The sequence below is a fragment of the Streptomyces sp. NPDC007346 genome, from assembly GCF_040703535.1.
GTDB lineage: Bacteria > Actinomycetota > Actinomycetes > Streptomycetales > Streptomycetaceae > Streptomyces.
The window spans coordinates 1-6,995 of the sequence record NZ_JBEYKR010000235.1; the positions used below are offsets into that span (position 1 = coordinate 1).

Annotated in this window: 7 protein-coding genes and 1 pseudogene; 5 read left to right on the forward strand and 3 right to left on the reverse strand. The window is 71.9% G+C overall.

Annotated features, from left to right (window positions below):
• Positions 1-111: 111 nt before the first annotated feature.
• Positions 112-360, reverse strand: a complete 249-nt coding sequence (locus AB0917_RS32915; protein WP_366823381.1) for a DUF6296 family protein — start codon at positions 358-360, stop codon at positions 112-114.
• Positions 361-552: 192 nt separating this feature from the next.
• On the opposite strand from AB0917_RS32915, the gene AB0917_RS32920 reads away from it, so the two are divergent.
• Positions 553-1,374 (forward strand): PepSY domain-containing protein, encoded by an 822-nt coding sequence (locus tag AB0917_RS32920; protein WP_366823382.1) that lies wholly within the window; start codon positions 553-555, stop codon positions 1,372-1,374.
• 156 nt (positions 1,375-1,530) lie between these two features.
• On the opposite strand, the gene AB0917_RS32925 is transcribed toward AB0917_RS32920, so the two are convergent.
• Complete coding sequence (locus AB0917_RS32925; RefSeq protein WP_366823383.1) at positions 1,531-3,564, reverse strand: NB-ARC domain-containing protein; 2,034 nt, start codon at positions 3,562-3,564, stop codon at positions 1,531-1,533.
• A gap of 277 nt (positions 3,565-3,841) precedes the next feature.
• Here AB0917_RS32925 and AB0917_RS32930 point away from each other — a divergent pair, with 277 nt between their 5' ends.
• The 4 genes and pseudogenes from AB0917_RS32930 to AB0917_RS32945 all read left to right on the forward strand — a co-directional run.
• On the forward strand, positions 3,842-4,546 hold the full coding sequence (locus AB0917_RS32930) for an alpha/beta fold hydrolase (RefSeq protein WP_366823384.1): 705 nt from the start codon (positions 3,842-3,844) through the stop codon (positions 4,544-4,546).
• Positions 4,543-4,734, forward strand: coding sequence for a hypothetical protein (locus AB0917_RS32935; RefSeq protein ID WP_366823385.1), 192 nt, complete (start codon positions 4,543-4,545; stop codon positions 4,732-4,734). Before AB0917_RS32930 ends, AB0917_RS32935 begins: the two co-directional genes overlap by 4 nt.
• A 181-nt stretch (positions 4,735-4,915) precedes the next feature.
• Entirely contained in the window at positions 4,916-5,077 is a 162-nt protein-coding gene (locus tag AB0917_RS32940) for a hypothetical protein (protein WP_366823387.1), read from the forward strand.
• Positions 5,078-5,717: 640 nt separating this feature from the next.
• Positions 5,718-6,899, forward strand: a pseudogene (locus tag AB0917_RS32945) (sugar ABC transporter substrate-binding protein); the annotation flags it as partial.
• Here the strand turns inward: AB0917_RS32945 and AB0917_RS32950 are convergent.
• Positions 6,887-6,955, reverse strand: coding sequence for a hypothetical protein (locus AB0917_RS32950; RefSeq protein WP_366823386.1), 69 nt, complete (start codon positions 6,953-6,955; stop codon positions 6,887-6,889). The pseudogene AB0917_RS32945 and the gene AB0917_RS32950 overlap by 13 nt on opposite strands.
• Positions 6,956-6,995 lie beyond the last annotated feature (40 nt).

Genomic DNA, 6,995 nt, shown 5'->3' on the forward strand with positions numbered 1-6,995 from the left:
TCTGCGGGGGGGGCTTTTGCGCCCCGGCGGGTGGGGGCCGGGGGGGGGGGGCCCCCCCCCCCCCCGGCGCCCCCCCCCGCCGATCCCCGTACCCGGCGCCGGTCCGCCTGCTCAGCGCCTCCCGGGAACGCCCTCGCTCAGCGGCCGGGCGAGCAGCGGGGTGCCGGGGACCTGGTGTCCTCCGCTGGCGAGCATCCGCACCTCGCCCCGGTCGCTGATCTCGGCGCGCACGATCCCCGTCTCGTCCTCGTACACCGGAGACCCGCCGGCTCCGGACCGGTCGGTCAGCCGGACGGTGACCACGTCGTCCTCGGCGCCGGACATCTGGAAGATCAGTTCGTAACGTTCCGTGTGGCTCATGACCGCCTCCTGGCCGGACCACGACGACGACCGGCCCTGCCCCCATTGTTTCCCACCCGGGCGCGGGCCGCCCGGGGAGCGGCGGGGCGAGGACCGTTCGCGACGGCCAACGGGCGGAGGTGTCCGGTCGATCGGGTGACTCCGGCCGGTAGGACAACATGACTGGTCGACGGGAGGGCTAGGCATGTGTACATGAGACTTGAGCCCCGACGAAACAACCGTCTTTCCCTACGCTCCCGCAACCTCAAGGTGACCGGCGCCGCCGCCTGCGTGGCCGCCGCCGCTCTCCTGCTGACGGCATGTGGTCAGAGCTCGGACAGTGCGACGTCCGCGGCCACCGAAGCCGCGAAGGTCCTCCCGCAGAAGACGACGGCGTCCCCGTCGGCCACCGCGGAGCTGACCGAGGACCAGCAGGAACGCAAGAAGGTGCTGGACGCCACCGAGGTCACCTTCGACGACGCCGCGACCACCGCGGTCGGTGAAGTGGCCGGCGGCAAGCTCGTCGATCTGGACCTGGAGGGTGTGGACGACGACGACCGCGACCAGAGCCCCAGCCCGACCGGAACCAGCAGCCCGACCGGCAGCCCCAGCCCGGACGGCGCCGCGAGCCCGACCGGCAGCCCCACCTCGACCGGTTCGCCGAGCGCGAGCCCCGGGGCCGACGGCCCCGTCTGGGTCGCGGAGGTCGCCGAGAAGGACGGCACGGTCCACACCGTGCGGATCAACGCGGTCGACGGCAAGGTGATCGAGGCCCGCGTCGACGCGGACCAGGACGACGAGGAGAAGAAGCAGACGGCCGACCTGCTGGCCCAGGCCACGCAGACGCCCGAGCAGGCGGCCAAGGTCGCCACGGAGAAGAAGAAGGGGACCGTCACCAAGGTCAGCCTGGACGACAACGACGGCAACGGCGCGATCTGGTCGGTCGACGTGGTCGGCTCCGACTGGAAGAAGACCACGTTCGACGTGGACGCCAAGAACGACACCATCATCCGCGAGGAGACCGACAACGACTGACCGTCTGCGGACGGGTGCTGACCTCGGTGGTGTGCTCGCACGGGCACACCACCGAGCCGTGTCCCGCCCGGCCCCGGACGCGAGCGGTGCCTCGGCGCGGTCGGGCCGGATCCCGCTGCTGGCCGCCCTGGCGGTCGGAGCCGGGGAGCGGCCCGGTCAGGAGGGGAGTTTCCGCTCCAGGGCATGGGCCAGGCCGCGCTCGGCGTCGTCGGCCGAGGCCCGGCGGTAGGCCCGTTCGTACGCCGTGTTCCCGGCCGCCCGCCGGGCCTGGAGCTCCCACTGCTCCCGGATCGCCCCGAGTTCGGGGGTGCCGCGGTGGGGGTGGCCGATGATCCGCCAGTACGTGTGCCCCGTGCCGGAGGTACGGGCCGCCGTGACCCCGTCGCCCTGGGCGGCGATGGCTCCGGCGAGCAGGTCGAGACCGAGGGCGATGCCGAGGCTGTCGCGGAGTTCGTGCTTGCTCGCGAGCATCGCGCGGGCGTGGCTCTCGGCGTGGCGGGGACGGCCCTGCAGCAGGTGGATGAGGGCGAGCTGGTGATCGGCGTAGGCCCGTGCCCAGTGCTCGCCGAAGCGCAGGCTCGTCCGCTGGAGCCGCGTCGCCTCCTCGTACGCCTCGTCCAGGCGGCCCAGCGCCGACAGGGCGAAGAGACGTATCACCCGGCAGCGCATCTGGGAGGGGGCGTCGGCGGGGTCCCCCGGATGGCGGCGCAGGGCGTGGTCGCTGACCAGGTGCGCGGTCTGCGGCCGGCCCATCATCAGGTAGGTGAAGCTCATGGAGTGGGCCGCCGAGAGGGCCCCTTCGGCGTCCTGGCCGAGACGGGCCGCCTCCTCGCACTGGGCACCGACGCGGCGGGCCGCCTCATGGTCCCCCTGGAGGGTCAGCGTGATGCCGAGGGCCCAGAGGGCGCGGGTGCGGTGCGGGCCGGCCGACAGGGGCAGGGCCAGCACCCGCTCCAGATAGGTCCGGGCCTGGTGCAGGTGGCCGCAGCAGCTCCAGAACAGACCGGCGCATCCGGCCATCTCCATCGCCTTCTCGGGGTCCTCGGCCAGCAGATGCTCCAGGGCCGCGCAGAGATCCGCGTGCGTGGAGGCGATCCTGCGGTACCACTCGACCTGCCGGGGGCCCAGCCAGCCGCTGTGCGCCCGCACGGCTATCTGCGCGAAGTGCCGGGCGTGCCGGTCCGTGAAGAGCGTGTCCTCCGCCAGTTCGGCGAGCCACATCGCCCCGTACTCGCGCAGCGTGTCCAACATCCGGTAGCCGTCACCGGTCCGCCGGAGCACGGACTGCTCGGCGAGGCTCTCCAGCGCCGGGGCGATCGCCTCGGCGCCCAGGGGGCCGCCCGCGCACACCGCCTCGGCGTCGGCCGCCGTGATGACGCCCCGGAAGACGGAGAGCCGCGCCCACAGCAGCCGCTCCAGCGGGGCGCAGAGCTCGTGGCTCCAGCCGATCGTGGTGCGCAGGGCGCGGTGGCGGCGGGGCCAGAGCGTGTCGTCGCTGAGGGCCTCCAGCCGGGAGGCCAGCCGACCGGTGATCTCCTGCGCGCTGCTCTCGCGGAGCTGGGCGCAGGCCAGCTCGACGGCGAGCGGTATCCCTTCGAGACGGCGGCAGATCTCGGAGACGGCGGCCGTGTCGCCGGGGGAGTCGAGCACCAGCCCCGGGACGACGGTGGCGGCACGGTCGCGGAAGAGCCGGACGGCCTCGTCGCCGTCCTCGCCCGCGGAGAGCGGGGGCACCTCCACGGCGTGCTCGCCCTCCGCGCCGAGAGGCTGCCGGCTGGTGGCCAGGACGGTGAGTCCCGGCGCGGCGGAGAGCAGTTCGGTGACGAGCCGGCGGCAGGAGTCGACGACCCGCTCGCAGCAGTCGAGGACGAGCAGCAGACGGCGGTCGGAGAGCCATTCGCAGAGCGCGGCCACCGGGCGGCGGGGGCTGTGGTCCAGCAGCCCGACGCCGTCGCAGATCGTCGTGGTGAGCAACTGGTCGTCGTCGAGGTGCGAGAGGTCGGCCCACCACACGCCGTCCGCGTACCGGTCCCGGACGTTCCCGGCGGTCTGCAGGGCCAGCCGGCTCTTGCCGACCCCGCCGCTCCCGCTGAGAGTGACCAGCCGGTGATCCCGAAGTGCCCGTTCGATGCTGTCCAGTTCGCCGTCGCGGCCGACGAAGCTGGTCGTCACGACAGGGAGGTTGCCCATCACGCAGGCCATCCTGCCTCCCCGAGCCCCACGGCCTCCGTTCATAGCGAAAAGCAGTCAAAAACGGCTGACAATGTCTCCTGTCCGATCGGAAGTTGGCACGTACGGAAGGTAGGGCCATAGGTCGTCGGAGAACACCGGAGAGCGACTTCGGACCCCGGGCGGGCCCGGTCCGAACGGGGCGAAGCCGTACGCGACGGGGCGCGGCGTGCGGCGGACCCGGCGGACGCGGCCCGGGGCCCGGGGGATTGTCAGACCCCCGCGTTACGTTGCTGCCATGACGAACTTCGTTTTGGTGGCAGGTGCCTGGCTCGGCTCGTGGGCGTGGAGCGAAGTGCTGCCCGACCTGCGCGCGGCCGGGCACGTGGTCCACCCGCTGACCTTGTCGGGCCTCGCGGACAAGCAGGGCGTGCAGGCCGGACAGCAGACCCATGTCGACGACATCACCGACCACGTCGACCGCCTCGGTCTGCGGGACGTCGTCCTGGTCGGGCACAGCTACGCGGGCATCCCGGTCGGGCAGGCGGCGGAGCGGATCGGGGACCGGCTCGCGCGCGTGGTCTTCGTCGATTCCAACGTCCCGGCCGACGGCGAGTCGTTCGTGTCGAGCTGGCCCGAGGGCCGGGCGCAGGTCGAGGCGGCGATCGAGGGGAACGACGGCTTCTGGCCCCCGCTGACCGCGGCCGACTGCGCCGGTCAGGAGCTCGACGACGAGCAGATCGCCCGGTTCCTGGCGGGGGCGACACCGCACCCGGGCGCCACCCTCACCGAACCGGCCGTCCTGCGAGGCCCGCTCGGCTCGCTGCCCGCGACGTACGTGAAGTGCCTGCTCGACGGCGCCGAGCCGAACGGCGACGTGGCGCGGCTGCTGACGGGCGAGCGGTGGGAGCTGGTCACGATGGAGACCGGTCACTGGCCGATGTTCTCCCGGCCGCGCGCGCTCGCCCGCGTCCTGCTCGAAGCCGCTGGAGCCGGACGATGACGGAGCACCCGGAGATCACGTACATCGGATGTGCCCGGTGCGGCACCCAGATCGCGGGGCTCGACGGCCGCTACGCCTGCTCGGGCTGCGGCTGGGTGAACGAGTGGACCGAGGGGCACCGGCCCCTGCCCGCCGCCCGGCGGCGGCGCACCCAGTCGGCGCCCGCCCCGCGCCCGAAGCAGCCCTGAGCCGGACGGAACCCGTCCGGCCACCCGACCGCCCCCGCACCGGCCGGTAGCGGTTCCGGCAGGTCCGGGGATGTCTCGGTCCCCGGACCGGGAATCGCGGCGCCCGGCACCCACCACGTACACTCGCCCCCGCTCCGCCGACCGGCGGGGTATCCGCACCAGACCTGACGGGGAAATGCGCATGAGTTCCGCAGACAGCACCGAAGCACCGATCTACGCCGGCCTCGTGGAGGAGCAGGGAGACGTGCCGGCCGAGGTACGACGCGTGGCCGAGGAGGTCCTGCGCGACGCTGACCGCGCGATCGACTTCGGCGGCGTACGGTCGTCCGCAGCCCTTCGCTAGGGCCTCCCGCCGGCCGGGCCCGCGCGAGATCGCCGGTCCCGCAGCCGCCGCGGGTGGGCATGTCCATCACGAGACGATAAACGTCTTGCAACTATTGCCATATTCTTGCGTATCCGAGGCGACGGCTTACTGAAGAGCTGTCGTCGGCGAGAGTGGGTGGGGCCGCGGCCCGACCGGGTGCCCAACGGGGCACCGGTGCTGCCGCGGCCACCCGGCGACCGAGCCCGAAAGGGTGGTCCCCGCCCGGTGAGCGGCCCGCATGTCTGTGCGGAGAGCGCTCCCAGGCCGGCCGGCGCCGGGGCGCCCGGCAGGGGGTCATCGCCGCCGCTCAGGCCGTCGCACCCTGTCCGCACCCTTCGTTCCCCGCACTTCCCGCAGGGGCCGGTGGCTCGCCGTAGCTGCCGCCGCTTGCGGACGTTGCGGAGGTGACGTGCCCGTAATAGCCGGATCCACCCCTCCGTGTACAGCCTTTCGACCGCACTTCTGCGGGCGCTTGTCATGCTCAGCGGACAAGAGCTGTCAATGATTTACGAAATCAACGTGACATCTTGCGGACATTCGTCGGCGGTGGTTGAGTGTGGTCCGCCACACAGCTCCTGGCTGTGGGCTTCCCGCACTCCTGCCCTAGAGGGGTCCACCGATGAGAAGTTCCGTTCTTCGTCGTACCTGCGCCGCCGCCGTAGCCACCGCACTGGCCGTCACCGGCCTGGCCGCCTGCAACTCCGAGGGCGAGAGCGCCGCGGACGGCAAGACGCGCGTCACCGTCAACTGCTGGCCCCAGCCGAGTGCGAAGATCGACCACAAGCGGTTCGACGAGGACGTCAAGGCGTTCGAGAAGCAGAACCCGGACATCGACATCACCGCGCACGACGCCTTCCCGTGCCAGGACCCCAAGACGTTCGACGCGAAGCTCGCGGGCGGTCAGATGGAGGACGTGTTCTACACGTACTTCACCGACACCGAACGCGTCGTCTCCATCAACCAGGCCGCGGACATCACCGAGTACGTCAAGGACCTCAAGGCGTACAAGGACATCGCCCAGCCCCTGCGTGACGCCTACACGGTCGACGGGAAGATCTACGGCGTCCCGCGCACCAACTACTCCATGGGCCTGCTCTACAGCAAGGCGCTCTTCACCAAGGCCGGCCTCGACCCGGACAAGCCGCCGACCACCTGGCCCGAGGTCCAGGCCGCCGCCAAGAAGATCGCGGGCCTGGGCAACGGCACCGTCGGCTTCGCCGAGTACAGCGCCCAGAACCAGGGCGGCTGGCACTTCACCGCCCACATCTACTCCCAGGGCGGCTCGGTCGTCAGCGAGGACGGCAAGAAGGCCGCGGTCGACACCCCCGAGGGCAAGGCGGTGCTGCAGAACCTGAAGGACATGCGCTGGCGCGACAACTCCATGGGCAGCAAGCAGCTCCTCATCATCAACGACACCCTCCAGATGATGGGCTCCGGCAAGCTCGGCATGTACCTCGCCGCCCCCGACAACGTGCCGCGCATCGTCAAGGAGGCCGGCGGGAAGTACGAGGACCTGGCGTTCGCCCCGATGCCGGGTGGCAAGGGCACCCTCATGGGCGGCGACGGCTACATGTTCAACAAGAAGGCCACCCCGGAGCAGATCAAGGCCGGGCTCAAGTGGCTGGAGTGGACCTTCCTCACCCCCGGCCAGGGCTTCATGAACAACTACGCCCGCGCCGCCGAGGACGAGTCCCCGGTCGGCCTGCCCGAGCCGCGCCTGTTCACCGGCGCCACCGACGCCAAGGACCAGGAGCTGAAGAAGGCGTCCGCCAACGTCCCGGTGGAGAACTACCAGGCGTTCACCGGCACGTCGGCCAGCGGGCTGACCACCAGGCCCGCGGCCTGCAGCAAGGCCACGGCCTGGTCGCGGGCAGCGGGGGTGGTGTCGGCGGACCAG

Coding starts and splice junctions, on each gene's coding strand:
- AB0917_RS32920 (WP_366823382.1), top strand. CDS start 553: ATGAGACTTGAGCCCCGACGAAACAACCGTCTTTCCCTACGCTCCCGC.
- AB0917_RS32940 (WP_366823387.1), top strand. CDS start 4,916: ATGAGTTCCGCAGACAGCACCGAAGCACCGATCTACGCCGGCCTCGTG.
- AB0917_RS32930 (WP_366823384.1), top strand. CDS start 3,842: ATGACGAACTTCGTTTTGGTGGCAGGTGCCTGGCTCGGCTCGTGGGCG.
- AB0917_RS32935 (WP_366823385.1), top strand. CDS start 4,543: ATGACGGAGCACCCGGAGATCACGTACATCGGATGTGCCCGGTGCGGC.
- AB0917_RS32925 (WP_366823383.1), bottom strand. CDS start 3,564: ATGGGCAACCTCCCTGTCGTGACGACCAGCTTCGTCGGCCGCGACGGC.
- AB0917_RS32915 (WP_366823381.1), bottom strand. CDS start 360: ATGAGCCACACGGAACGTTACGAACTGATCTTCCAGATGTCCGGCGCC.